The sequence below is a fragment of the Streptomyces gossypii genome, from assembly GCF_025165795.1.
GTDB lineage: Bacteria > Actinomycetota > Actinomycetes > Streptomycetales > Streptomycetaceae > Streptomyces > Streptomyces gossypii.
Map to the genome: position 1 here is coordinate 22,583 of NZ_JAJAGO010000006.1, position 24,873 is coordinate 47,455.

Annotated in this window: 18 protein-coding genes; 7 read left to right on the forward strand and 11 right to left on the reverse strand. The window is 69.5% G+C overall.

The genetic code is table 11. The annotated features are described in order from the left end of the window. Nucleotides 1-73: 73 nt before the first annotated feature. The 3 genes from LHJ74_RS13675 to LHJ74_RS13685 all read right to left on the reverse strand — a co-directional run bounded on the left by LHJ74_RS13675 (nucleotide 74) and on the right by LHJ74_RS13685 (nucleotide 3,489). A complete protein-coding gene (locus LHJ74_RS13675; RefSeq protein WP_260218270.1) occupies nucleotides 74-847 on the reverse strand; it encodes a DNA/RNA non-specific endonuclease in 774 nt (257 codons plus the stop codon). A gap of 321 nt (nucleotides 848-1,168) precedes the next feature. Next, nucleotides 1,169-2,224 carry a hypothetical protein gene (locus LHJ74_RS13680; RefSeq protein WP_260218271.1) on the reverse strand — a complete coding sequence of 352 codons (1,056 nt, stop codon included), beginning with the start codon at nucleotides 2,222-2,224 and terminating at the stop codon, nucleotides 1,169-1,171. Between the two features lie 509 nt (nucleotides 2,225-2,733). Continuing rightward, nucleotides 2,734-3,489 carry a GNAT family N-acetyltransferase gene (locus LHJ74_RS13685; protein ID WP_260218272.1) on the reverse strand — a complete coding sequence of 252 codons (756 nt, stop codon included), beginning with the start codon at nucleotides 3,487-3,489 and terminating at the stop codon, nucleotides 2,734-2,736. A gap of 208 nt (nucleotides 3,490-3,697) precedes the next feature. On the opposite strand from LHJ74_RS13685, the gene LHJ74_RS13690 reads away from it, so the two are divergent. Together LHJ74_RS13690 and LHJ74_RS13695 are read left to right on the forward strand one after the other, a co-directional pair. After that, the gene (locus LHJ74_RS13690; RefSeq protein WP_260218273.1) at nucleotides 3,698-6,769 is read left to right on the forward strand and encodes an ATP-binding protein; all 3,072 of its coding nucleotides are present in this window, start codon (nucleotides 3,698-3,700) and stop codon (nucleotides 6,767-6,769) included. 687 nt (nucleotides 6,770-7,456) lie between these two features. Then, the gene (locus LHJ74_RS13695) at nucleotides 7,457-10,120 is read left to right on the forward strand and encodes a pectate lyase family protein (RefSeq protein ID WP_260218274.1); all 2,664 of its coding nucleotides are present in this window, start codon (nucleotides 7,457-7,459) and stop codon (nucleotides 10,118-10,120) included. 535 nt (nucleotides 10,121-10,655) lie between these two features. Here LHJ74_RS13695 and LHJ74_RS13700 read toward each other — a convergent pair. Continuing rightward, the gene (locus tag LHJ74_RS13700; protein ID WP_260218671.1) at nucleotides 10,656-10,850 is read right to left on the reverse strand and encodes a hypothetical protein; all 195 of its coding nucleotides are present in this window, start codon (nucleotides 10,848-10,850) and stop codon (nucleotides 10,656-10,658) included. Between the two features lie 331 nt (nucleotides 10,851-11,181). Between LHJ74_RS13700 and LHJ74_RS13705 the strand changes: the two genes are divergently transcribed. After that, nucleotides 11,182-11,952, forward strand: coding sequence for a bestrophin-like domain (locus tag LHJ74_RS13705; protein WP_260218275.1), 771 nt, complete (start codon nucleotides 11,182-11,184; stop codon nucleotides 11,950-11,952). A gap of 131 nt (nucleotides 11,953-12,083) precedes the next feature. On the opposite strand, the gene LHJ74_RS34195 is transcribed toward LHJ74_RS13705, so the two are convergent. From LHJ74_RS34195 to LHJ74_RS13725, 4 genes are all read right to left on the reverse strand, one after another. Beyond that, nucleotides 12,084-12,245 carry a hypothetical protein gene (locus LHJ74_RS34195; protein ID WP_311203295.1) on the reverse strand — a complete coding sequence of 54 codons (162 nt, stop codon included), beginning with the start codon at nucleotides 12,243-12,245 and terminating at the stop codon, nucleotides 12,084-12,086. A gap of 533 nt (nucleotides 12,246-12,778) precedes the next feature. Then, nucleotides 12,779-13,285, reverse strand: a complete 507-nt coding sequence (locus LHJ74_RS13715; protein WP_260218277.1) for a MarR family winged helix-turn-helix transcriptional regulator — start codon at nucleotides 13,283-13,285, stop codon at nucleotides 12,779-12,781. 78 nt (nucleotides 13,286-13,363) lie between these two features. Next, the gene (locus LHJ74_RS13720) at nucleotides 13,364-13,831 is read right to left on the reverse strand and encodes a cupin domain-containing protein (RefSeq protein ID WP_260218278.1); all 468 of its coding nucleotides are present in this window, start codon (nucleotides 13,829-13,831) and stop codon (nucleotides 13,364-13,366) included. Nucleotides 13,832-13,930: 99 nt separating this feature from the next. Next, nucleotides 13,931-14,347, reverse strand: coding sequence for a nitroreductase family deazaflavin-dependent oxidoreductase (locus tag LHJ74_RS13725; RefSeq protein WP_260218279.1), 417 nt, complete (start codon nucleotides 14,345-14,347; stop codon nucleotides 13,931-13,933). A 263-nt stretch (nucleotides 14,348-14,610) separates the two neighbouring features. On the opposite strand from LHJ74_RS13725, the gene LHJ74_RS13730 reads away from it, so the two are divergent. From LHJ74_RS13730 to LHJ74_RS13745, 4 genes are all read left to right on the forward strand, one after another. Next, a complete protein-coding gene (locus LHJ74_RS13730) occupies nucleotides 14,611-14,814 on the forward strand; it encodes a hypothetical protein (protein WP_260218280.1) in 204 nt (67 codons plus the stop codon). A gap of 7 nt (nucleotides 14,815-14,821) precedes the next feature. After that, nucleotides 14,822-17,248: a protein kinase domain-containing protein gene (locus LHJ74_RS13735; RefSeq protein ID WP_260218281.1), complete on the forward strand. Its 2,427-nt coding sequence runs from the start codon at nucleotides 14,822-14,824 to the stop codon at nucleotides 17,246-17,248. Between the two features lie 57 nt (nucleotides 17,249-17,305). Continuing rightward, complete coding sequence (locus LHJ74_RS13740; protein ID WP_260218282.1) at nucleotides 17,306-19,384, forward strand: serine/threonine-protein kinase; 2,079 nt, start codon at nucleotides 17,306-17,308, stop codon at nucleotides 19,382-19,384. 70 nt (nucleotides 19,385-19,454) lie between these two features. Then, nucleotides 19,455-20,942, forward strand: a complete 1,488-nt coding sequence (locus tag LHJ74_RS13745) for a radical SAM domain-containing protein (protein WP_260218283.1) — start codon at nucleotides 19,455-19,457, stop codon at nucleotides 20,940-20,942. 228 nt (nucleotides 20,943-21,170) lie between these two features. Here LHJ74_RS13745 and LHJ74_RS13750 read toward each other — a convergent pair whose 3' ends face one another. The 3 genes from LHJ74_RS13750 to LHJ74_RS13760 form a co-directional block, all read right to left on the reverse strand. After that, the gene (locus LHJ74_RS13750) at nucleotides 21,171-22,823 is read right to left on the reverse strand and encodes a penicillin-binding transpeptidase domain-containing protein (RefSeq protein ID WP_260218284.1); all 1,653 of its coding nucleotides are present in this window, start codon (nucleotides 22,821-22,823) and stop codon (nucleotides 21,171-21,173) included. Between the two features lie 258 nt (nucleotides 22,824-23,081). Next, entirely contained in the window at nucleotides 23,082-23,996 is a 915-nt protein-coding gene (locus LHJ74_RS13755; RefSeq protein WP_260218285.1) for a serine hydrolase, read from the reverse strand. Beyond that, a complete protein-coding gene (locus tag LHJ74_RS13760) occupies nucleotides 23,993-24,871 on the reverse strand; it encodes a LysR family transcriptional regulator (protein ID WP_260218286.1) in 879 nt (292 codons plus the stop codon). Before LHJ74_RS13760 ends, LHJ74_RS13755 begins: the two co-directional genes overlap by 4 nt. Between the last annotated feature and the right edge of the window lie 2 nt (nucleotides 24,872-24,873).

Consider the following 24,873-nt stretch of genomic DNA (forward strand, 5'->3'; position numbering starts at 1 on the left):
CGCTGCCGTTGCATGTACCGCTGAACAGGCGAAGTGCCCAGCCAATAGGCCAACCGCTGCCGGTCGGCCCGTGTCAGCTCCGCGGCGTACCGCGCCAGGCGATGTCCTCGTGGGATCCGAGGCGCATCCACTGCTCCGGGCCCGGTGCCGCGGTCGCGGGTACGGGCATCCGGTCGACGGCCGGCAGCGGCCCGAGGTCGAGGCCAGTGACCCTGGCGACATCGTCGACGGGGACCTGGAAGGTGCGGAAGGCGCCGAGAGGAGGCGGATCACCGGCCGCCTCCGCGGCGGCAAGCGCTTGGGCGGCGTCGGTCAGGTCCGGGCGCTGGTCCAGTACATAAGCGGTCGCGGCCAGACTGCCGTCGTCGACGAACGCGACGACCTTCCAGAACCGGAGCGGGATCTTCACCCCTCGGTAGAGCGGATCGCTGTCGAGCAGGACGGGCCCCGAGTGCACAACGAGGCGCCGGTCGAACCGGGCGGCGTGATCAAGCAGATAGTTCTCCAGGCCTAGCCACAGCTCCAGTGCCTGGTTGAAGATGTCGGCCTGCGGGGCGGCATTGGTGTAGTGGAAGGTGTCCTCGTCGGCCTGCTCCGACTCCACGGGGTCGCCCCATACGGGATCCAACCGCCGGACGAGATGCCCGCGGTCCAGCGAGTTGCGCGCGTACAGCTCGTTTCCCGCCTGGCTGTGGGCGGGGACGCGCGGATCCAGTCGCCACGCGCTGTCCCGGTCGGAGCCGCGAAGGCGTGCTCCGTCGATGGCCACCGTCGTCGCAGCGGCCAGCTTACGATCCGGGCGCAGCACCACCGTGAAGTGGGTGTAGGGCAGGAGCTCGGTCACCACGCCGGGATCCTTGGGGCACGGGAGCGGCACCCGCCGCCCCAGAAAGTCCTGGTCGTAGCCAGCACGGTGAGGGAGAGACGCGGTAGCCGACGTCATGTCGGCTCTGCGGGGATACGACCGCGCCGGGTCAGGAGAAGAGGTCATAAGTATGATCTAACGCAGGTCATACGAAACAGCGCGGTGGGGGACGCTAATAGCGGTACGCGGCGGAACCCGCACCTTCCGACTCCGACCCCTGGTCCTGGGCAGATTCCGCAGATCCCACGGGTTACGGCGTCGAGGGCGAGCGCGACGGAGCCGCCCTTCAGCCGAAGAAATCCGCTATTTCTCCCGCTTGCTATTTCCCTTCACCGAGTCCCTCGGCGGCTTGGCTTCGCCTTCCGGTTGTTCTCGCCCCGGAGCTTTCACGCTCTCAAGCAAGTGCTGTCCTTGACGGTCGATCGTCCGCGTAACCGCTTCTTGCAGGACACCAAAAGCCATAGCCCAGGCAATGATCTGTGACGACGTATCCAGGGCGGTCAGCCCAGGAAAGAACTTGCCGCTGAGCAACACGACACCGACCACCGCGGTCAGCGCCCCGACCGGCAGCCGGAGAAGCAGCAAATTGATGAGCACGTGATAGGGACTCGAATTTCCGCGTACCTTGCGCAGCGACACGGCGCCGGTGACAGCGGCAGCGAGCATGCCGACGAATTCGATGAACCATACGCCTTGCCACGTGGGCTCATTCCCCAGCGGGCATACGGTCAATGGCGCGTTCGGATTGTCTTGGTCCTGCGGGAAGCAGAAGCGTTCACCAACGGCCGGCTCAGTGACCGCGAAAATCGCAAATCCAAAGGCGATCAAGCCCATCACAGCCGTCGATGCCATCAGAATATGGGCGAAGCTGCGTACTCTGGCTCTCTCCGCTTCCTCTGCCTGGTTCGCCGCATGCAAGGTGTCGACCAGCAACTCCCGGTCGGCCTGCCTGAGTTCAGCGGGATCCCCATCTGGCTGCAGTAGTTTTTCGAGTTGTTTCAACCGGAGGTCTGTAGGGTGAAGATGAAGGCGGGCCTGAACGAGAACGGCCAGCGCTTTCCAACGCATCTGGCCGAGCCGAGTGATACGCAGAATGACAACCTCGGCCTCGTGCACGTTGGCCAGTGCTCGATCAGTCGCCTTACCGGAGAACCGTGACCAGAGGTCACTGTGCTGCAGAGACTCTCTTGCCGTCGTGAGCTGGTTTTTGGCCTCGTTAATGCTTTCCAGCTCCTCATCGCTGATACTCTCCTGCTTGCCCAAGCCGTTGATCTGGCCTTGCAGGTCAGCTATGTGAGCCACGAGACGCTGGAACCAAGCGTTTCCACGGTCCGCCACGTCCCCATCGTTATCCACCATGAGCTGCCCCCTCCCGCATATCCCATACGGCTGATGCGCGCGCCGGAGTCGTCCACGGAGCGGCACCAGGGCGGACGGCGTCACGCTTCCGGAGGTTGGTTGCGGGCTGCGGGCCGTGCACAGGACGGTCGTTTTATGGAAAGCGCTGTGTCCTAGCGCTCTCCACTGGGCCATGAGATTGTCAGCACCCGCAGTCTCACTGTGCGCTTTCGCCAATCAGGTCGCAACTCGATAGGCAGGGGAGCCGGGGAGCGCCAATGGGGATACCTCGGCACAGACAGCCCAGGTGCCTCAGGAAGCTGGAGCCACAACCCCGGATGCCGACAGCACCCCGGAGCACTGCGCGAGCTGGTCCTGGCACACCTACAAGCACATCCGAATGAGGAGTACACCGCGAAGGGCATCAGCGGGCTATCGACAGGAGCTCGGGAGCCATCGCCAACGCGCTGGTGACCCTGACGAAGCACGGCATGGCCCACCAGGTGTGCGACGCCCCACGCCGCTACGCGCTACGGGACCGCCGCCGGTTCCTCCGCCGCATCCGCCCCGCGCAGCAGCGGTACGCCGCCGGGCCGGTCGACAGCCCGCCACAGCCGCATGGCCCGGTCGTCGGTGGCGATCGCGCCCTCGCAGTTCAGCTGGTAGCCCTCCAGATAGGACCGCAGTACGGCGCCGTCTACGGTGTCCGGCTCCCGGCCGGCGAAGTCCGGGTGGCCGTGCAGCACCAGGAGCAGCATCCCGTCCACCCGCTCGCGGTCCCGGCCCAACGCGGCCTGGAAGTACGGCAGCTCCAGCGTCCGGGCGCCCAGCCGCCGGTAGAACCGCAGCCGGGCGACGGGGTCCCCGTGCGCCTCGTCGGCCGTGGGGTGTACGGCCGGGTCGTTGACCTCGGTGAGGATCAGGCAGGGGTCCCGCTCCTGCCGCCAGCGCTTCAGCACGGTCCGCAGCAGCGGCCCGCCGATACCCGTCCCGCGCAGGCCAGGCCGGATGGCCGCCCAGGCCAGCAGGACGATCCGCTGCGCCTGGTCCCACTCGCCGATGACGGTGCCGACCGGGCGGCCGCCCGCGTCGACGCTGACCCACACGCTCGTACGGCCGCTGCTCAGCTCCTCCCCGAGTTCTTCGAGGGTGGACAACTCGTCGGGGGCGAAGGAGGGCAGCAGGATCTCCTCGTAGACCGCGTCCAGCTCCGGCCCGGGTGCGGTGATCTGCCGGATACCCGCAGGCCCCGCCGGTGTGCCGCCACTCGTCCCCCTCGCGCTCACGCTGCCCTCGCCTTCCCCGCCGTGTGTGCCATCGGCTGATAATCGCAGACGGTCGGCGTCCTGCCCATATCATCTATCGGTGTGCGATGAACCTATAAACGGCCCGTCGCGGGGTAACACTTTCGGGCGGTTCAGACGCAGAGAGTGACACACGGTTGATGCCGTTCGTCGAGGTGCTGATGCCCCGCAGCCATTCTGGAGGCTTCTCTTGCCGACACCGGATCCCGCCCAAGCGGGCGCAGACGCCTTACCCGAACCGCAGGTTCCCTCACCGCCCGCCGCCGCCGTGCCGGTCCCCGTTCCCGAACCACCCGCGGGTACGGACGGTCTGCCCGAGGTGGCCGAAGCTCTGAAGGGCGAACCCCCGCTGCTCATCGGCCTGGGGGCGATGATCGTCGTGGGTGGGGCCGGGGCCGCTCTGGGCGGCGCCTTCCTGCCGGTGGCCGGTGCGATCGTGGCGATCCTCCTGGTGGCGCTCGTCGTATGGTTCATCGCCCGCAGACCGCGCGCCACCCCGGGGGCCGAGGCCGACGTCAGGCTCCGGCGCCTGGACGACGTGGAGTTGGAGAACGTCGGTACCGCGGAGGGGGACTCCGGTCGGGCCGACGTCCGCATCGAACGGGCCTCGGGCACCCGCCTGTACGACGTGGGACGGGTGGGTCCGGCAGGCGGGAAGGCGAAGGTCCGGTTCAGCCGGCTGGGCAGGGGCACGCTGAGGGGCTCGGCCCTGGTCGGCGGCGCGCGCCGTACGGCCGCACCTCCGGCCGCGGCAGCGCCCGGGACGACGGCGGACCCCGCTCCCGCCGCATCCGCCCCCGCCCCGGCCCCCGCCCCGGCGAGGTCCGCCGCTCCGCCGATGTCCGGCAGCCTGCGCGCCGTCCGGAGCACCGTGCTCGACGCCGTGGCCGCGCGTCCCGGCGCGCGCGTGGACATCGTCGCGGACAGCGGCTGCGGCAAGACCCGGCTGCTCAACGAGCTCGCGGAACAGCTCAAGGAAGACGGCTACCTCACTCTGTTCGTCTCCGCCCAGGCGCCGGCCTACGGCAGTGGCGCGGGTGCGCACGACCCGACCGCACGGGAGATGGCCGAGTACGGCGCCTGCCGGGCGCTGGTGGACGGACTGGCCGCCGACGTCGGCGACGCGCGGCGGCCCGACGGCACCCGGCCGCCGCTGCTCATCGAGGCCTACGGCCGCGAACTGGAGCGCACCGTGCTCGCCGCACGGGACACTCGGCTGAGCCCGGTCATGATCAACACCCTCAACCAGGTCCGGATCTCCGACTCGAGCCGGATGCGTCTGGACAACGTGGGGAGCGTCAACGTACAGGTGACGCCGCCCACCGCGTGGGACCGGGCGCTGCTGATGCAGGAGCAGGTGCTCGCCGTGCTGGGGAGCGTGGCCCGGGAGCGCCCGCTCGCGGTCCTGGTCGACGATCTGCAGGCAGTGCTCCAGACCTCGGTGGGCACCTGGTTGCTCACCCTGCTGGACGGGCTCAGCACCGCCACGGTGATCCACGCCCGGTGGCCGCTGGCGGATGCGCGGATCACGGCGCCGGGGATGACGACCGTACGGCTCGGCCCGATGGACCCTGCGGAGACCCACGCCTACGTCAGCGAGTGCCTGACCGCCGCCGGATGGCAGCACCGTACGGCCGAACCCTGCGCGGAGACCGTCTACCGGGCCACCCGGGGCCACCCGCTCGGCGTCGCCACCTGCACCGAGATCATCGTCGGCGCGCTCTCGCCGGACGCGCCCCCGGCGGAGATCAGCGAGCGCATCCTGGGCGGCGACCGGGTGTGGGAGATGCGCCGGGGCTCGATCGAGGCGATGCGCCGCTTCGTGGACGAGGCGGCAGCGCAGCTAATCGGCCGACCCGTCGAGCTCTTCGACCACCTCGTGGTGATCCGGCGCTGCACCGAGAAGGTGCTCGCCGGAGTCCTGGCGGAGCAGGGCGTCCACGGCCCGGAGGCGGCCAAGATCCACGACTGGCTGGCGCGCAGCGCGTTCACCACGCCCTTCGACGACGACGCGGACCAGGGCTGGCGGTTGCACGACTACCTGCGTGCCAACATCGGCCGGGAGCTGGCCGAGGGCGAGCCCACCCGGTTCGCCGCGCTGCACGCCGTCGTCGAGCGCCACTACCGCAAGGGCCTCACCTTCGACGAGACCCTGGACGCGGACTCCCCGCACTCCGCCTGCGCACGGTACGAGAACCCGGACTGGCAGCGGGACTCGAAGGAGTGGCTCCACCACGCGGCGCACCTGAGCCCGAGCCAGTTCCCCGACACCAAGCGCGCCATGATCCGGCTGTTCTTCGAAGCCTTCTGGTGGTGGGACATGGAGGTGGACTCCGGCTACTGCGCGCAGCTCGTCATGGGCTACCGGGCCGCGCTGCCCGCGTCCTTCCCGCTGGAGTGGATCGACTGGCTCGACGCGCTCCGCGCCCACTACGTCGCCGGGCAGCAGAACCAGGTGCCCGGTGCGGAGGGCGACCGGTGGGCACGGGCCGGGGAGGCGCTGATGGACATCTGGCTGAACCTGGGCCTGTCCCGTTCCCGCGTGCCGTCGCAGCCCGATCTGCGCCGGATACACATCATCTTCTGCTGCCTCCAGGGCGATGTGGTCTGGTACGGCAGCCAGGGCACCGAGCGGGACGCCAGGGAGGCCGCCGAGTGGTACCGGACGGCCGCCACGGAGGCCACCGAACCCGACGAGGAGTGGATCGGCGCCTGGGCCACCTGGATGGAGGCGAAGCTGCACGCCGCCTCCGACCCGGCCCGCGCACGCCGCATGCTCGACGGCATCGGGGAGCAACTCGCCGACGACAACGAACTGCGCGCCCTGGTCACCCTCACCTACGGTGACCTCGCCTGGCACGAGGGCGATCACGGCCTGGCGTTCGACATCTACGCACGGGCGGTGCTGCACGCCTTCGTCTACCACATACGCCAGGAGGAGGTCGGCACCCAGCAGCCCAACGAGTACACGCACTCGCTCTACCAGCACATCTGCGGGCAGGTGCGGAAGAAGTACGAGCTGGCAGCCGAACTGGGCCTGGACGGCGTGGTCAGGACGGCGGAGGAACGCTCCCGGCGCTACTTCGCCCCGTACTGGCAGCACGTCCGCACTGAGCCCGGCCCCGGCCCCGCCCTGCCGCGCGGACCCAAACAGGCCGAACTGGGCATCGGCGGCACGCCGTTCGCCAAGACCGCGAAATGGGTGCTCGGCACCATGCAGTCCGAGCTCGAGGAGCCACTGACGGCCCCGCACAACGTATGACACCGGTCCGGCTCAGCGAGTGAGCCTGAGATCTGCCAGCGAACGGGGCCTTCAGGCCAAGTGCCCCGGTCGCGAGTTGCTATGCCGGAATGGCTCCTCCGGCGTCCTGATCAACACGTACCACCGCGCAGCGGAGAGTGCGGTAACCGCATAGGTTCGCCGGTCCTTCGCTGCGGATGCGCGCGTGTGTCCTGCGTTCGGCGGCCAGGACGTCGCGGTGGCGGGCGTTGGCGTGCGCCACCGCAGGCAGGCGTGCAGGAGCCGGGGCTGATGAGGCTGTCGCGTGATCGTCCAACCGTGGTGGCCAGGCCGGTCTCCTCGGGAGAGCGGTTGCTCTCGACGAGCTCGGCGCCGAGCCGGTCTCGCTCCTGCTTCACTTCCGTGCAGGCGATGCGCCGCGCCGGTCGCCGGCACTGCCGGGGACTCCGGAAAACGCTCCTGAGCTGCGAAAACGCCTGGCTTTCCGCACTACCATCGTAGGTAGCGAGAGCCCTGAACCCACTCTTGTCATGAACCTTGTCAATTTCCCCGCGAAGGGTCTACCCTTTTCTTGTCGTAGAAAGCGCTTTCTATCTTGAGATTTCGGAGCAGGCAGCAGGCGACGGGACGCGCTCCCGCTCCAGGCGGGCCGCGTGCGGTCGCACAACGGCAGTACCCGGTATTCGACAACGGACGGGAAGAACAAGCATGAGAAGATCATTAGCCACGCGGCTCTGTGCCGCGCTAGCCACATCGGCCCTGGCCGTCACCGGTCTGGCGGTGCCCCTGAGCACGGCGTCGGCGGCACCTGCCGACGCCACCGGCAGCGCCACCGGCTACGCCACCCAGAACGGCGGGACGACCGGCGGCGAGGGCGGGCAGACGGTGCGGGCCACCTCCGGCACCGAGATCCACGAAGCCCTGTGCACCCGGGCCGACAGCAGCACCCCGATCGTCATCGAGGTCGAGGGAACCATCCATCACGGCAACACCAGCAAGGTGTCCGGCGACAGCTGCAACACAGACGACGACAGGATCGAACTCAAGCAGATCAGCAACGTCACGATCGTCGGCGTCGGCGGCGGAGCCCTCTTCGACCAGCTGGGCATCCACATTCGCGACTCCAGCAACATCATCATCCAGAACGTGACCGTCCGGAACGTCAAGAAGTCGGGCTCGCCCACCTCCAACGGCGGCGACGCCATCGCCATGGAGAGCAACGTCCGCAACGTCTGGGCCGACCACCTCACCCTGGAGGCCTCGGGCGGCGAGGACGAGGGCTTCGACGGCCTGTTCGACATGAAGAACAACACCCAGTACGTGACCCTGTCCTACAGCATCCTGCGCGACTCCGAGCGCGGCGGTCTCATCGGATCCAGTGAAAGCGACCGGTCGAACAGCTTCATCACGTTCCACCACAACGTGTACTCGAACCTCAACTCCCGCGCGCCCCTGCTCCGCGGCGGCACCGCCCACATGTTCAACAACCACTACGCGGGCCTCGTCGAGTCCGGCATCAACTCGCGGGCCGGGGCTCGCGCCAAGGTCGAGAACAACTACTTCGAGGACTCCAAGGACGTCCTGGGCACGTTCTACACCGACGAGCGCGGCTCCTGGGAGGTCAGCGGCAACATCTACGACAACGTGACCTGGTCGAGCGAGGGCAGCGAGAACTACCCGGCCGGCCCCGATCCGCAGTCCACCACCACGGTCAGCATTCCGTACTCCTACAGCCTCGATGAGGCCAGTTGTGTGCCGGGCATCGTGAACGAGACGGCAGGCGCCGACAAGGGTCTGAAGGTGTCGGACGGGAACTGCACGCCGCAGAACCCGGACCCGACCGACCCGCCGGACCCGACGGACCCGCCGGACCCGACCGATCCCCCCAGCGGGACCAACCTCAGCACCGGGGCCGGCGCCGACGGCTCCAGCAAGGCCGACGGGACCAGCTACGGCAACGTCATCGACGGCGACATGAGCACCTACTGGTCGCCGCGCGGCTCGACCGGCCGGATCTCGGTCAAGTGGGGCTCGGACACCACGGTGTCCACGATCAACGTCCGTGAGGCGGCAGGTTCGGAAGGCAACGTCAGCGCCTGGCGGGTCGTCGACCACGACACCGGTGACGTCCTGGCCTCCGGCAGCGGGGCGGGAGTCATCACCTTCCCCGCGACATCGCTGAGCAAGATCAACTTCGAGATCACCAGCTCGAGCGCCACACCGAGGATCGCCGAGTTCGAGACCTACGCCGGATCGCCGCCCGGCGACGGCGACGACGACCCGCCGCCGAGCGCGGACGCGCTGCACGTGGCGCCGGGCGGCAGCGACGGCGCTTCCGGGAGCGAGTCGGACCCGACGACGCTCACCTCGGCGATCGGCCGGATCGAGCCCGGCGGGACGATCTACATGCAAGGAGGGACCTACGACTTCTCGCAGACGGTCCACATCGAGCCGGGCAACGACGGCACCTCGGGCAACCGCACCGAGCTGTTCGCCTACCCGGGCGAGACCCCGGTGCTGAACTTCTCGGCCCAGAGCGAGGACTCGTCCAACCGGGGGCTGGCGATCGGCGGCGACTGGTGGCATCTGCAGGGCCTCGTCGTCGAACGCGCCGGTGACAACGGGATCCTCCTGGGCGGTAGCAACAACATCATCGAGCGCGTGGTGACGCGGCACAACCGCGACACCGGGCTGCAGCTGTCGCGCTACACCGGCGGGGCGCCTCGGGAGACGTGGCCGTCCGACAACCTCATCATCAGCTCGGAGTCACACGACAACGCCGACTCCGACGGCGAGGACGCCGACGGCTTCGCGCCGAAGCTCACCGTGGGAGAAGGAAACGTCTTCCGGCACTGCGTGGCCCACAACAACATCGATGACGGCTGGGACATGTTCACCAAGGACGACACCGGCCCGATCGGAGGAGTCACCGTCGAGGACTCGCTCGCGTACGGCAACGGAACGCTCTCGGACGGCACGCAGAACTCCAGCGGCGACCGCAACGGGTTCAAGCTCGGCGGCGAGGACATCGCGGTCGACCACACCGTGGTGCGGACCATCGCCTACGACAACGGCAAGCACGGGTTCACCTACAACCGGAACCCCGGGTCGATGACGATCGAGAACAACCTGAGCATCGCCAGCGAGGAACGCAACTTCAACTTCGATGCGGGCGACTCGACGTTCCGGAACAACACCTCCTGCGACAGCGGGTCGAACGACCGGATCATTGGCGACGACGCCGGCGGAAACCAGTGGTGGTCCGGCTCCAACGGGTCCAGGTGCTCCCAGTACGCCGGATCCCTGGACTGGCACCTCGACTCCGACGGTCGCCTGGTGGTGACCATGGGAGGCGATCCCGTGAACCTGTAACCGGTGCAGCCGACGGGGCCGACCGTAGGCAGGACCCTGGCCGGCCCGTCCGAACACACCGGACGGGCCGGCTGTTCCCTGTGCCACGGGGCCCATCCCGGACAACGGCCGAGTCCGGGATTGCGGGAATACAGCGGACGTATTCTTCGTACAATCACATTAAAAAGATGTCCCTTATTCGCCGAGCGGGAAGCCCGTACGATCTTCGGTGTGAGCGAAAGCAGCTTTTCCCTGCGCCGCAACAGGCGTGGGAGAGCCTGGTGGGCGGCTCGGTGTGCCGGGGCTGCCGTGGGAACACTTGTACTGTGCTCGGTTCTTGTCGGTGCGTCGGGCAAGTCCGTTGACGAAGGCTCCGGGAACGACCGTCCCGGTGTGCGGGTGCGGATATGCCTCTCCCTTGAAGTGCCGTGGTTACACAGCACGGTGAGGGCGGACGTCAGGGTTTCGCGGCACCTTCCGGGCAGGGGTGGCCCACCCGCGCATTTTCCGCACTGCCCCAAACCGCCGCCCCCTGAACCGCCTTCACCGTCCCCGACTACGCCACCCTCACCGTCCCCGACGACCTCGCAGCCTCCGGCACCGCCGTCAGCGCCGCCGTCAGCGCCGCCGTCGCCGCCCCCGTCCAGGTCTTCTTCGGCTCCCCCGCCGTCCTCCTCTCCCGCGACACCGACTCCCGCGCCGAGTCCTGCCCGCCCGCAGCCCGGCCCGTCCACAGCACCGGCACCGGCACCGCGCATACCGCCGCCTACCCGCTCAGCAAATGCGGTCGGCCCTCCGAAGACGGCCGTCTCGACACCCCTTTCGGAACCCGCACGGACATCGGCACCGGTGAATTCCCCCTCCCCGCGGCCCGAAAAAGCACATCACGCCCCGGCCCGCCCCGCGTTCTCCTCTCCCGAGGGGAAACCCACGTCCATGGTCACCACCATGCTGGTGATCACCGTTCCCGCGGTGCTGGCCGCCGTCGCGCTGCGCCCCCGTTCACGTTCCTCCCGTGGTTCGCATACCTGATGCGACCGTGCCCCTGAATTTCGTGCTCAAGAACTTCACTGGAGTTGTCCATGTCGGAATGGGTGGCACTCGCCATCGCGATGGCCGCTGCGTGTCTGATGGTGATCGCGGTGGTGGTGCTGCGGCAGCGGCGAGTCGGGGATGACGACGATCCGTCCGAGACGCCGGACGTTATCGAGTACATGTCGATGATGATCGGTGTGGTGTACGCGATCGTCCTCGGCCTCGCCATCGCAGGCGTTTGGGAGGCCAGGAACTCCGCGGAAGGCAACGCCTTCAACGAGGCCCAGGCGCTCCATGAGGTGAGCGCGCGTGCGGACGTCTACCCGGCGGCGGTGCGTGACCGCGTTCGGGGCGACATCGAGGCTTATGTCTCGTTCGTCGTCAACACCGAGTGGACGCACATGCGGGATCACGAGTCCCTTTCCCCGCGAGGGGCGGAACTGCTCGAACAGGTGCGCCGGGACGTCATGAGCCGCGCACCGCAGAGCGACCTTGAAAGCGAAACGTACCTGTCCATGGTCGATCTCGTCGCCAAAGCCGACGAAGCCCGCAACAACCGCGGGCAGAACACGGGACCGACGATGCCCGGCCTCGTGTGGTTCGGGCTGATCGTGGGCGCCGTGATCACCGTGGGCATGATCTTCACGCTGCAGATCCGCAGGTCCGCGCGGGAGTTGCTGCTGGCCGGGGCGTTCAGCGCGCTCATCGCCTTTCTGCTGTTCCTGATCTGGGACTTCGATGATCCGTTCAGTGCGGGACTGGGTGTGACCACCGATCCGTTCCTCGCGCTCTTCCCCTCACTGAGCCCCTCTCGCTGACGCAGCTCTCGCTGACGCAGTCGCAGGCACTGCCGAGATCGCCCTGTCCGGCTCGCCCTTCGCCTGGCAGAAGAGGTCTCGGAGGTCCCGTTGTCCTGTGACATCGAAGGTTCACCGAGTCTCGACAGGGATCACCCCAGCTGCGCTTTGAGGTGGTCGACCACCTCGCTGAACTCCTTCGTCGGCGAGAAGTCGACGTACTCGCAGTCCTCAAGCGCTTCTGGAGCATGCCCTGGCGCCCAGTAGAAGGCCTGTCCGGCCTCGTAGATCTCGTCCCCTCCTGCCGTCCGCATCCTCAGACGCCCCTTGAGCAGGTATCCCCAGTGAGGGCATTGACACAGGCCGTCCGGCAGACCCGTGAGAGCCGGCGCCATGTCCGCGCCCTGGGGAAACCGTACGAATCCGACGGACATGCCTCCCCCGACTTCCTTCATACGCAGTTCCACACCGCCACCTTCGATAGCGACAGGAGCCTCGTTCCGCGTCGTCGCCGCCATGGTCACTCCTTTGGGCCCACCGTGGGACCAGAAAAGGAAACGCCGTCCCCTCCAGCTTGGGTCCGACGGCTGCGATGCGCGAGCCGTGAGGTGCCGAGGCGACCACTCGTACGGCCTTCCCTGCTGGTCCAGCGGGCAGGTTTCGCCGGGCTGGCGTCCGCGCTGTCGTTCTACGACTATCCGGGCCTGCCTGAGGCCGTCCCGTAACAGCAGGATCATCGACATGGCGACGGCGGGCGAGGCCGTGTTCGCCGCGGGCAGGCACCGCCAGCCGGGAGAAGGAGACGGCGCAGCCGTACCCGCAGCCGTCCCCGATCCCCGTCCGCCGCTCAGGTGAGACCCGCTGGGGAGGAGCCGGAGGCGTCGGTGGTCCTGTGGCGTTCGATGACCGACCGGCGGATGGTCTCGCCGGTGGCGACGAAGGCGTCGATGGTGCCTTCGTCGAGATCGCGCACGGATGCCCGCTCCAGGGCCGCCCACATCTCCTCCAGCGGTCCGCGCATCGCCTTCCCCTCCTCGGTGAGCCATACGCGCATCGCCCGCCGGTCGTGCTCGGCCGGCTCACGTCGCAGCAGCCCGGCCTCCTGCATGCGCTTGAGGGATTTCGAGACCGTGGAGTGGTCCAGTCCCACGGTGGCGAGCAGTTCGGACTGGGTCTGCCCGTCCCGCTCCAGCAGTTGCATCAGCAGCAACTCCTGTCCTGCGTAGAGGCCCAGGCCGCGCAGGAGTTCACCCGCGTAGGCGCGGTGGGTGCGGGCCAGCGCGAAGATCGCGAAGCTGAGGCGGCCGGTGCGCACCGGCCCCGGCGTCGTCTCAGCTCGGGGTGTCTGGTTCACAAGGCTCCCATCGGATAGGGGCGGTCAGCCGGGCGGGCTGACTCTGTCGGTGGCTGGCCGCGAAGAAGCTCTGGCCTGTCAGCGGGGCGGTCCGACGACGATCTGGCCGTAGGCGTCCGCCGCCTGGGCAAGCAGTTCGGGGGCGATCTCGAAGCCTTCGGGTCGCGGGGTGGACACATCGCGTCCGGCCATGCGGAACATGCCCTCGATGCCGCTGGGGGTGGCGATCATCAGCAGATCGGCCTCCTCGGAGGTGATCCGGTAGCCGTGCGGCACGTTCTTGGGCAGGAAGACGATGCCGCCCTCGCTGAGTTCGAATTCCTGATCGCCGGACCATACAAGGGCAGTGCCCTTGATCAGCAGGAAGATCTCGTCCTCGAGGGTGTGCGTGTGGAAGGGCGGCGCCTCGCCCTTGCCGACGTGGAAACGGCCGACCGTGAGCTGACCGTCGGTCGCCTGCCCGTCCAGCAGGACGGAGAACGTACCGCCATCGAGCCACTCGAGTGTCTGCTGCTGGTCCGGTGGGGCCAGGTAAGCCATGGACATGATGCGTGTCCCTTCAAGAAGGTCGCCGCAGCGGTGATCGCGGTGCGGTGGAGGTCAGTGCGGTGGAGGTCAGTGCGGTGGAGGTCAGTGCGGTGGAGGTCAGTGCGGTGGAGTGAGCGCGATGACCGGGATGATCCGGCTCGTCTTGCGCTGGTAAGCGGCGAAGCCGGGATACAGGGCGGCTTGCTGGGCGTAGTACGCGTCGCGCTGCGGTCCGTGCAGTTCGGCGGCGCGCACATCGAGAGTCTCGTCGCCGACCTCGATCCGGGCGTCCGGGCGGGCCAGCAGGTTGTGGTACCAGTCGGGATTGCGGTCAGAGCCCGCCTTGGACGCGAAGACCAGGTAACGGCCGCTGTCGGGCAGATACATCATCGGACTGATGCGGGCAGCGCCGCTGCGCGCTCCGACGGTGTGCAGCAACAGCAGGGGCGCCCCCTCGAAGGAGCCGCCGACCCGGCCGAGGTTGGCGCGGAACTCTGCGATGGTGCGGGCGTTGAAGTCGTGAGCATCAGGCATTTTCGGCCCCCCTACTTATGTGGCTGGCCACTAAAATGTACCGCCATTTACAGTGGCTAGCCACGCATGCATGGCGGGACCTCGCAGAATGCCCTGCTCCGGGCCGCTGAGCTGCACTGATCGTTGCGTACGAATGTCCTGCGGCGGCCTGCCCACGCGGTCGCGCCGCCCCTCCCACCCGCTGATGCCGGAGGAGCGGGCCCCCTCTCAGCAGCCACTACGGAGGGGGCTAGGCTCCCGTCTCAGCTGACCTTGGGGGTTCGATGGAGACGCTGTGGCACACAGACCCGATGCGGGTCTGCCGCTACCGCCTCGTCGAGCGGCTCGGCGCGAAGGGCAACGACGCCCCCGTACCCGGACGCCGCCGCCCCACCCGCACGCCGGAGGCCGACCGTGCGGCTCCCCCCGGCCTGGGCCACGGCGGGTTCTCCCGGGCCCCCGCTGCCGCTGCTCTCCTCACGGAATGACGACCGGATGTCCCCTCCCCCCACCCCGCCCACCCCCGTCGCCTCCCCGCTCGCCTACGACGATCCGTACCAGCTCGGCCCGTACCAGCTGGTCGCCAGGCTCGGCAACGGAGGCATGGGCACCGTCTACCTCGGACGGGACGAGAGCGGCCGTACGGTGGCGCTCAAGACCATGCACCCGCGGATCGCCGCCACTCCCGAATTCCGCAGCCGCTTCCGGCTGGAGACGGAGGCGGCGCGAGTCATCGGGGGGCGGCACGGAGCCGAGGTCGTCGATGCCGACCCGTACGCGCCGACGCCGTGGCTGGCGACCGAGTGTGTGCCGGGCCCGCCGCTGGACGAGGCCGTCGAGCAGTACGGTCCCCTTCCCGAGCAGGCCGTACGTGCGCTGGGTGCCGCGCTCTGCGAGGCGCTGGGCCAGCTGCACCACTCGGGGGTCGTGCACCGCGACCTCAAGCCGTCCAACATTCTCCTCACCCCCTCCGGCCCCAAGGTCATCGACTTCGGCATCGCGCGGGCGATCGGCGACGCCCGGCTGACCCGTACGGGAGCGGCGGCGGGAACCCCTGCCTACATGTCGCCCGAGCAGGCCACCGGCGGTGAACACACCGCTGCGGGTGAGGTGTTCGCACTCGCCGGAGTGCTTGTCTTCGCCCTGACGGGGCGCGGCCCGTTCGGCGGTGGCCAGGCGGCCGACCTGCTCTACCGGGTGCGGTACGGCGAGCCGGACCTGTCCGGCGTACCGGATGCGCTGCGGCCCGTGCTGGCCCGCTGCCTGCTCAAGGAGCCCGGCGACCGGCCGGGCACCGCGGAGCTGGCGGCTCACCTGGGTACGGTGCGCGGTGACTTCGCCGACCACCTGCCGCACGGCGTGCTGGCCGCCGTCACCTGGCGGGCGGCTGCCCTGTGGCAGGCCGTGCCCCAACGCGCGGCCCCGCCACCGGAGCGGCACGGGCCGGAGCGGCCCTCGCGGCGCAGGATGCTGGCGATGGCGGGTGGTTCCGCGCTCGGGGTGACGGCCGCGGTGGCCGGGGGCGTCTGGGCCTGGTCCGCGTTCGGGCCGGGCAGTGGCCCTGAGGCAGGCGACTCACCCTCGCACGGGCCGGACGGTGCGCCGTCGCCTGTCTGGCAGGCCCCCACCCTCTCCGTCAACGAGGACTACGACCTGCCGCCGATCGCCGCGGCGGGCCTGATCCTCACCATGGACCGGGAGGGCTTGGTCGCCTTCGACGCGAAGAGCGGCGACCGACGCTGGAGCAAGCCGGAAATCCACACGGAGCGGATCAGCACCGACGGGCACCGGATCCACGCGATACTCCCCGAGCCCGGCGGGCCGAGGCAGGAGGGCAAGGCCGACGGCAAAGGCGGGGGCACGGACAAGGGCGAGGGCAAGGACGAGGGCAAGGGACTGGCCATCTGCGCCCTCGATCCCGATTCGGGCTCCCAGGAAATCCTCGGCAGACTCCCGGACTTCGACGGCAGGGAGATCAAGGACACGCTCGATGCGAGCGAGCCCACCGCCCAACCGCTCCGCACCAGCGGGGAGATCCTCTATCTGGCGGCGCGGACACGTAAGACGAACGCCGCGTTCGAGGAGAGCACCGAGGACTGGCACCTGGTGGCCTTCGACCTGGGCGCGGGAGAGGAGCTGTGGCGCGAGCCGCTCCCCGACTACCAGTTCTCCAGCCGCAGCCACCAGGCCAGCGCCTATCTCGTCGCCCGCAGGGACGACCGGCTGCTGCTGACCCTGGCCACCGAGAGCGCGTCCGAGGAAGGCGACTGGTTCTACCTGACGCTCGCGCGCGACGCCCGTACGGGAAAGAAGCTGTGGGAGGGCGCACGGGTGCCGCTCGGCGCCGGCGAAAGGTTCGGCGGCACCTCCCTCGCACCGGTCCCCACCGACGGCAGCCACCTGTACTTCGGCTCCTTGCAGCTCAGTGCGTGGCGCCTCTCGGACGGAGAGGAGGCGTGGACGTACTCCACCCCCGGCGTCGACCGGGGTCAGAAGGACGAGCACGGCACCCCCTTGGCCCTGTACGGCCCGCCGGCCCTCCGGGACGGCGTGGTGTACGCCGTCGAGAGGGGGCGGGGGCTCATCGCGGTCGACGCCTCCGACGGGCGGCTGCTGTGGCGGGAGAAACAGGACCAGCAGGAGAAACCGGAGAAGCAGGGAAAGCAGGGGAAGGCGAAGGGCAAACCCCGTCCGTCCGTCGGCTTCACACCGATCGTCGGCGACAAGTACGTCTATGTCGTGCTGGTGGAAGCCGAGAACCGGACACGCCTCAGCGCGGTCAACCGTAAGACCCGCCGCTCCGAGTGGACCTTCTCGATGGCCAGCCCGGACGGAGTCGGCAGCCGCCTCATCGTTGACGAGGAGTCGCGCCGGATCGTCGGCTCGACCCTCCAGGGCACCTACGCCATCCCCCTCGAGTGACCTTTCCCCGCCCGTATCCGGACAGTTCTCGACAGCGACAGCAGGAGAATGAGCAGGATGAACCCCCTCGGCTACGGCGACCCCCTACGGCTCGGCCCCTACCGGGTCCTCGGCGTGCTCGGTGAGGGCGGGATGGGGAAGGTCTACCTCGGACGCGACAGCTCGGGCCGCAAGGCGGCGGTCAAGGTGCTGCTCCCCGAACTCGCCCACGACGCGCAGACCTCACAGCGCTTCCTGCGGGAGGCGCAGGCGGCGCAGGCCGTACGCGGCAAGGGTGTGGCGCGCGTGCTGGCCGTGGAGACCGAGGGCGGACGGCCGTACATCGCCACGGAGTTCCTGGCGGGCCCGACGCTGGACTCCCTGGTGCGGCACCATGGTGCCCTCCAGGAGCCGTACGTACGGGCGCTCGGCGCCACGCTCGCCCGGACACTCGGCGACATCCATGCGGCAGGCCTGGTGCACCGGGACCTCAAGCCGTCGAACATCGTGCTGACCTCGACAGGGCCGCGCGTCATCGACTTCGGCATCGCACGGCCCGAGCACGGGATGACCCTGACCACCACGGGGCAGACACCCGCCACCCCTGGCTACGGCGCCCCCGAGCAGATTCTCGGGCAGCGCACCGGGCCTGCCGGTGACCTCTTCGCGCTGGGCGCGGTGCTCGTCTACGCGGCGACCGGGGCGCCCGCCTATGACGCCGGTCATGTGGCGGCCGTGCAGTACGAGGTGGTGCACGGACAGCCCCGGCTGGACGCGCTCCCGCCCGCGCTGCGGATCCTCATCGAACCGTGCCTCGCCAAGGACCCGGCGCTGCGCCCCCTTCCGGCCCAGATCATCTCCGCCCTGGACCCTCCGCGCGGTGCGGCGAAGCTGTGGAAGCAGGGGCCGGTGGCCGTCGAGATCGGCCGCTCCGAGGAGGAGGCGCGCCGGCTGGCGACCTTCCCCGACGCGGACACCCTCGTGGGGAGCACGGCTCCCGGCACCGGCGCGCCCTCCCGCAGACGCTTCTTCACCGGACTGGCCGCGGGAGGAACCGTGCTCGCGGCGGCCGGGGTGGGCGGCTTGTGGTGGATGACGGGCGACGAGACACCGCCGCGCGCCCACCCGTGGGACGCGGACCGCCTCACCGACTACGAGCAGGGGAAGGCCCCCGACCCGCTGTGGGGTCCCCAGAAGACGCCGGTGACCGGCGGTGTCGATCTCCTCGTCGTCCGGGATCTGATCATCCTCGACACCCGGAGTCCGGACCTCATCGCCTACTCGGTGACCGACGGCAAGCTCAAGTGGAGGGCGAAGGACGTCGGTTGGCCGGCGCTGTACTCGCCCTCGGTCGACCTCCTGCTGGCCAAGAGCGTGGACGAGCTCTACGGAGTCGCCCGTAAGACCGGGGAACGTCTCTGGAGCAGCCCCGTGGGCATCGTCACCGTGCTCGCACTGGCCGGGGACGTGTACTACTACCACGACATATCGGGCGACTACCGTGTGCCCGGCGAGGTCGTAGCCCTCCGCGTCACCCGGAGCGGCTCGAAGGAACTGTGGCGCAAGCCCATACCGTTCGGCGCCGATGTCGACGACCTCGAAGCCGCGGCAGCCGGGGACCGCTTGGTACTGACAGCGCGGGAGCGCGGAGCGGTCGCCCTGGACGCCGCGAACGGTGAGGAGGTCTGGAAGGTCTCCCGGAAGTCCGGAGAGACGTGGCTCCCGTACGTCGCCGGTGACACGGTCTACCTCGGCGGCCCGTCCCTGCGTGCCTTCCGGCTCAGCGACGGCAAGCCCGGCTGGTCCGAGGCCGCGTCGACGAACAGCGGCCTGTCCGTGGGAGCCGTCGACGGCGATCACCTGTATCTCGTGGCCGGCGGACAGCTGCGCTGCCACCGCCGCAAGGACGGCTCCAAGAAGTGGGCCCGGGTGCTGCAGAACCCGATCCAGGGCCGGCCGGTTGTCTCGGGGGACACCGTCTGGGTCTCCTCCTCTCTGGGCACGGAGGGGGTCAAGGCGTTCCGCAAGAGTGACGGGGAACCGCTGTGGACCCTCCAGAAAGGGCAGGAGGCGGAGGGCAGCGCGAAGATAGCGGGGGCGGGCAACCGGGTGTTCTCCTTCCGCGACGGGAAACTGACCGCACTGCCGGTCATCTGACGAGCCGCTGGCCGGGCTCCTCCGCTGGCGTCAAGATCACGAATCCGGGCCGACAGCGAAAACGCCGACAGTGAAGACGGAGGCACAGCGGATGGGAGTCCTGGCGCGACTGCGGGCCGTCGCACACGCCACCCGCCCCTACGACCCGGAGTTCGCGGAAGCCATGGAACGCCGGTGGGCAACGCTGCCCGACATCGTCAAGACTCCCGGGCAGATCATCGGACAGCACGGCGTCGGCTGCGAAGGCACCCACGGCGTCTTCCCCAAGTGCGACCTCAAGTGCACGCCCTGCTACCACTCACGCGACGCCAACCAGGTACGTGTCGACGGCACCCACACGCGAGAACAGGTCGCCGCCCAGATGGGCCTGCTGCGCACCCTGCGCGGCCCGCGCGCCCACACCCAGCTCATCGGCGGCGAGGTGAGCCTGCTGCCGCCGGACGAGCACGCCGCCACCCTGCAGATCATGCGGGACCACGGCCGGGAGCCGATGAGCTTCACCCACGGCGACTTCGACTACGGCTATCTGGAGCGCCTCGCCCTCGGGGGCGACGGCGGACGGCGCCTCGGAAGGCTGTCGTTCGCCGCGCACTTCGACAGGTTCATGTACGGCAGGCGCGGCATCGAACGCCCGTCCAGCGAGCAGGCCCTGAATCCCTACCGCGAAGCGTTCACCCACATGTTCGCAAAGCTGCGGCGCCAGCACGGGGTCCGGTACTTCCTCGCGCACAACATGACCGTCACCCCCGGCAACCTCGACGAGATCGCCGGCGTCATCCGCGACTGCCGGACGATGGGCTTCGGCATGTTCTCCTTCCAGCCCGCCGCCTTCCTCGGCGACGAACGGCGCTGGAAGGAGCGGTACCGCGAGGCAACCCCGGACGCGGTCTGGGCGGAGATCGGACGCGGCGCCGGGCGCCCCCTCGGCTACCACGTCTTCCAGAACGGCGACGTACGCTGCAACCGCACCGCGTACGGGTTCTACGTCGGAGACCGCTGGCACCCCTTCCTCGAAGACGACGATCCGCGCGACCTCGCCGTACGCGACGCCTTCTTCCGCCACTTCGGCAAGATGAGCTTCACCGGCACCCGGCCCGCCCTGCTGGCGGCCAGACTCAGCCGCGTCATCGCCCGCCACCCCGGCACGGTAGTCACCGCGACACGCTGGCTGCTGCGGACGCTGCGCCGCGTGGGGCCGGTGCGGGTGCTGCGCCACCGCTTCCGGGTCCGGCCGGTCACCTTTGTGATGCACCAGTTCATGGACGCGGACGTCGTCGCACCGGCCTGGGAGATGATGCAGCGCGGCGAAAAGGCCCAGGACCCGGAGCTGCTGGAGACCCAGGAACGCCTGGCCGCCTGCCACTACGCGATGGCCCACCCGGAGGACGGCACCCTGGTGCCCGCCTGCGTACAGCACGCCGTCCTCGACCCAGCCGAGAACGCCCAGCTCCGCACCCTCCTCCCCCTGATCGAAACCCGCCCCGGCCAGTCCGCCGCCCCACGGCACGGGGGTGACGTCCGGCGTACGCCGCACGGTGCCGGAGAAGCGCACCCGTGAGATCAGCGCAGGGCGCTGCCCCCTGCCGGGGTGACCGTCGTACCGGCGTACCGCAGGAGTACCGGGCCCGAGATGAAGGGCCGGGTCTCCAGGAGCCGCAGCCGCAGGTCGGCTGACTCGACAGCCGTGCGCCCCGGCCGACGGCCACCGGGAAGATTTGAGCGCCCGCACCTCGTCGGCGACCGGCCCGCGCGGCACGGTGCAGTTCGCCCAGCCACAGCGCTCGGGTCAGGCGAGCCCTTTGAGGAACTTCGCGGCGACCGGCCCTGCGTCCGCACCGCCGGAGCCGCCGTCCTCGGCCATGATCGCGTAGGCGAGATCGTCCTTGAAGCCGATGAACCACGCGTGCGTGCGGGGCGGGTCCTCTTCCCCGTATTCGGCCGTGCCCGTCTTCGCCCCGAGGTCCCCGGAGATCCCCGCGAGCGCCTCCTGGCCGGAGCCTTCGCTGACGACCTTGCGCATGAGGTCGCGGAGCTGCTCCGCGATTCCGGAGTCGAGCGCGCGTTCCGGGCGGCGGTCCTTGACGGCGGACGGTACGACGACGGGCTGGCGGAAGGTGCCGCTCCGCACCGTCGCGGCGACCGAGGCCATCACCAGCGGGCTCGCCTGGACGCGGCCCTGCCCGATCATCGACGCGGCCTTGTCGTTCTCGCTGGCGTTGACCGGTACCTGACCGTCGAAGGTGGCCGCGCCGACATCCCAGGTCGCGCCGATCCCGAACAGTTCGGCCGTGTCGTGCAGGGCCGAGTTGGAGAGCCGGTCGCGGAGGCTGATCAATCCGGTGTTGCAGGACTGGGCGAAGTTGTCGGCGAACGTGGAGCCCGAGGGGAGGGTGAAGGTGTCCTGGTTCTCGAACCGCTGCCCGTTGACCGACTCGTACTTCTCGCAGGCCAGCGGGTCTTCCGGGGCCACTCCCGTCTGAAGCAGCGCGGCCGTGCTGACGACCTTGAAGTCCGAACCCGGCGGGTACCGGCCGGTCAGCGCCCGGTTGGCGCCCGAGGGGGGATTGTCGGCCACCGCCACCACCTCTCCGGTGCTGGGCCGGATGGCGACCAGGGCGGCGTTCTCCTCCAGGTCTGCCAGCGCGCCTTCGGCCGCCTTCTGCGTGGGCAGGTCGATCGTCGTACTGACCGACTTCGCGCCTCCCCCGTCCGCCTGGTACACGAGCTTCCCGGGGCCGTCTCCGTCCCCGGAAACCACCTCGATGGCGGTACCCGGCTTCCCCGCGAGCTTCTTCTGATGGCGGTACTGCAGACCGGAGAGCCCGACCTCCGAAGCCTCGGCTCCGTTCAGCCCGGCGTTGCTCAGCCCCTGCTCGGTCGGCTCCCCCACGACACCGACCAGGGAAGGGGCATGTCCGTCCAGCGACTTGCCGTCCGAAGTCTCGACCTGCCCGCGTTCCGGCAGCCGGGTGACCCGTACGAGCCGGTCACCGGCGCCTGCCTTCGGGTGCAGCACGGCGGGCTCCCAGTGCACCAGCTGCTCACCGTCCTTCTCCACCAGCTTGACCCGCGAGCTGTACGTCCACTTTCCTGCGTCTTTCAGGACGACCTCCGCCTCGAAGGGCGTAGTCCGGGTCTCGCCCTCACCCGTCGGCGATCCGGCATCGGCCTTGAAGCCTCCCACCCGCAGCTCGGTCTGATAGCGCGTGAGCCCCTTGAGCGCGGCGGTGGGGTCGTCGGTGTGTTCGGCGGCCGCCTGGAGGTCGCCCTGCGACCACTTCTCCAGGAAGGCGTCGGCGGCGGCCCCGTTGGCGTCCGCCGAATCGTTCACCACGTACACGATCCCGCCCACCACCGCAGCCAGGGCCACAGTGATGCCGAGAACGGTCCGTCCACGGCGGCGCGCCGGGCGCGGATGTGGATATGTCTCACTCGTCACGTAGTCCTCCTGAACGAAGCCGCGAGAAACCTGAGGGAGTGGGGGCGTCTGCTCGGGGACTTGTCAGTCTTTCCGCTCAACGCCACGGAACCCGAGTCAAACCCGAAGCCTGAGCGGATGTCGAATAGGCAATCGGAGACCGCACGATTCACAAGCGATATCACTGCACCTCAGCGGCACCGACCATGGGCGGAAAGCCCCGCTGATGGCCCGATCACCGGCCGATGACCGCCCGACGGCCCCCGCACGCCCTCCGGGTCAGATTCCCTCGCTGCCGCGCAGCTCCTCGACCGCCGTACGGGCTGCCGCGCCGATGACCGCGTCGGCACGCGGCAGCCTGCGGTCGGCACGGGCGGCCTGGGTGAAGACCACAGCCGTGTAGGTGCTGCCGTCCGGGAACTCGACCACGCCCGCCTCGTGGCGCATCGACCCGAAACTTCCGGTCTTCCCGAACACCCTCACATCGTCGTGGGGGAAGCCGGCACCGAGCCGGTGCTGCCACGGCTGGTGGCGCATCACGTCACGCATGAACGCACAGCGTTCCGGGGATGCCGCCCTGTCCGACCAGATCTCACGCAGCAGGCGCCCCATGTCCGCCGGGGTGGTGGAGGCCTTGGAGACCGGGTCGTAGACACCCGCCGGTGCGGCGGCGTCGTTGTCCGAGATGCGCGCCATCGCTGCGGCCAGCGACTCCGCGCCGGTCTCCGTGACCAGCTGGGCGAACGTGGCCGCGGCGCCGCCGTGGATGGAGGTGTCCGGCAGACCGAGATCGCGGCAGACCTCATCGACCACCGCCGGGCCGACGCTGCGCAGCACCGCGTCGGCGGCAGAATTATCTGAAATGCTCATCATCAGGACGACGAGGTCGCGCAGCGAGGCCGTGACGGTGTCCGTCAGCACGGAGATACCCGTCGGCCCGGGCACACGGTTCGCCGGTTCCAGCGAGAGCCGCCGCTGCGGATCGAGCAGACCCTCGTCCACCAGGCGGCAGAAGGCGACCATCAACGGCACCTTGTACACGGAACCCATCGGAACCGGCTCGTCCGGATCGACGACGACCTGAGCCGAGGGATTCCGCATCTCCGCCACATGCAGCCAGCCCCGTACGCCGGCATCCGCGAACATCTCGCGGATCACCCGCTCCACCGCGCTTGCGGACGTCCGCCCGCTCATCCGACTGCCTCCCGGGAGAGGGCTTCCACCAGCAGCTTCGCGGCGGCCATGGTCTCCGCGGCCTGCGACCGCCGAGGATCCCACACCACCCGCAGCCGCAACGGCAGCGGCGGATCGTCCGCCGGATGCCGTACGACACCGTCCGCCACCAGCGTGTCGTCGGCCGTGACCAGCACGGCCTGTCCTGCGGCGACCAGGGCGAGCCCGGCCCGCTCGTCCGACACCACCACGGTCTCCACCCGCCGCCCCCGGCCCGCGAGGGTGTCCACGAACAGGTCATGCGCCGCCGGACCTTCGGCACGGGGCCGCACGGCGACGGGCAGACGCGGAATGCCGCTGCCTGCGGACGGTTCCCCAAAGCCTGGCTCCGGGGTGAGGACCCAGGTCGGAAGCAGCACGACAGGTCCGGCAGACAGGCCGTGCAGCACCGCCGGGTGCCGGATCACTGCCAGATCCAGCCGTCCCGCCGAGACCTCGGAAAGCAGCGTGGCGGTCGGCGCCGTCGTCACACCGACCCGGCTCCGCTCCCGGGCACGGGCAGGCGCGGCGGCCACGGCGGCTCCGACCCGGGCGGGCAACTCGGGCACCAGACCGAGCCGCAGCCGCCGCCCGTCGGCATGCTCCCGGGCACCGGCATCCCGCAACTCCGTCATCGCCGCAAGCGCCCGCCGCGCGTGCGGCAGCAGCAGCGCCCCCTCATCGGTGAGAGTGACCCCCCGATCCCGATCGAACAGCCGCACCCCGAGCAGCGCCTCCAGCCGCCGCAGCCCCTGCGACAGCGGCGGCTGCGTGATCCCGACCCGCTGCGCGGCATCCCCGAAGTGCCCCTCTTCGGCCAGCGCCACAAAGATCTCCAGATGCCGCTCCGTCAGCATCC

Bases quoted from the DNA above. Each gene is read 5' to 3' on its own strand.
- LHJ74_RS34195 (WP_311203295.1), bottom strand. From the start codon at position 12,245: ATGCGGACGGCAGGAGGGGACGAGATCTACGAGGCCGGACAGGCCTTC.
- LHJ74_RS13695 (WP_260218274.1), top strand. From the start codon at position 7,457: ATGAGAAGATCATTAGCCACGCGGCTCTGTGCCGCGCTAGCCACATCG.
- LHJ74_RS13735 (WP_260218281.1), top strand. From the start codon at position 14,822: ATGTCCCCTCCCCCCACCCCGCCCACCCCCGTCGCCTCCCCGCTCGCC.
- LHJ74_RS13705 (WP_260218275.1), top strand. From the start codon at position 11,182: ATGTCGGAATGGGTGGCACTCGCCATCGCGATGGCCGCTGCGTGTCTG.
- LHJ74_RS13740 (WP_260218282.1), top strand. From the start codon at position 17,306: ATGAACCCCCTCGGCTACGGCGACCCCCTACGGCTCGGCCCCTACCGG.
- LHJ74_RS13725 (WP_260218279.1), bottom strand. From the start codon at position 14,347: ATGCCTGATGCTCACGACTTCAACGCCCGCACCATCGCAGAGTTCCGC.
- LHJ74_RS13720 (WP_260218278.1), bottom strand. From the start codon at position 13,831: ATGTCCATGGCTTACCTGGCCCCACCGGACCAGCAGCAGACACTCGAG.
- LHJ74_RS13680 (WP_260218271.1), bottom strand. From the start codon at position 2,224: ATGGTGGATAACGATGGGGACGTGGCGGACCGTGGAAACGCTTGGTTC.
- LHJ74_RS13760 (WP_260218286.1), bottom strand. From the start codon at position 24,871: ATGCTGACGGAGCGGCATCTGGAGATCTTTGTGGCGCTGGCCGAAGAG.
- LHJ74_RS13730 (WP_260218280.1), top strand. From the start codon at position 14,611: ATGGAGACGCTGTGGCACACAGACCCGATGCGGGTCTGCCGCTACCGC.
- LHJ74_RS13755 (WP_260218285.1), bottom strand. From the start codon at position 23,996: ATGAGCGGGCGGACGTCCGCAAGCGCGGTGGAGCGGGTGATCCGCGAG.